The sequence below is a fragment of the Roseateles sp. P5_E1 genome, assembly GCF_054049335.1.
Map to the genome: position 1 here is coordinate 1 of NZ_JBFUMN010000340.1, position 584 is coordinate 584.

Genomic DNA, 584 nt, shown 5'->3' on the forward strand with positions numbered 1-584 from the left:
ATCGCCGCGCCAGCTTCCTGCTGGACAGCGTCAACACGCGGCTGTTCCCGGACTGGTTCCAGATCGAGGAACTGCCGCTGCTGCGTCGCGGCCTGCGCTCGTCCGCGTTCGATGGCGACGGCGTGGCCACGCGCAATTCGGCCCTCATCACCGATGGCGTGCTGCAGCGCTACATCCTGGGCAGCTATTCGGCCCGCAAGCTCGGCCTGCCCACGACCGGCAATGCCGGTGGCGTGCACAACCTCAAGGTGGCCGCCAACGCCGGGGACCTGGCCAGCATCGCGCGGCAGATGGGCCAGGGCTTGCTGGTGACCGAACTGATGGGGCAGGGCGTCAACGGCGTGACCGGCGACTACTCGCGCGGCGCCGGCGGCTTCCGGGTGGAGAACGGTGAGATCAGCTATCCGGTGGACGGCATCACCATCGCCGGCAACCTCAAGGACATGTTTGCCGGGATCGAGGCGGTGGGTAGCGACGTGGACCGTCGCTCGCACGTGCAGGTGGGTTCCATCCTGGTCGGCCGGATGACCGTTGCGGGCAACGATTGACGTATTCTATGGCCGCTGCCCTGGCAGGCGGGGAGC

General features: G+C 68.0%; 1 protein-coding gene. It reads left to right on the forward strand.

Going from position 1 to position 584, the window contains the following annotated elements:
• Positions 1-548: metallopeptidase TldD-related protein (locus ACXJKJ_RS31415; RefSeq protein ID WP_457395571.1), on the forward strand; the 548-nt coding region annotated here is incomplete at its 5' end.
• Positions 549-584: the final 36 nt, after the last annotated feature.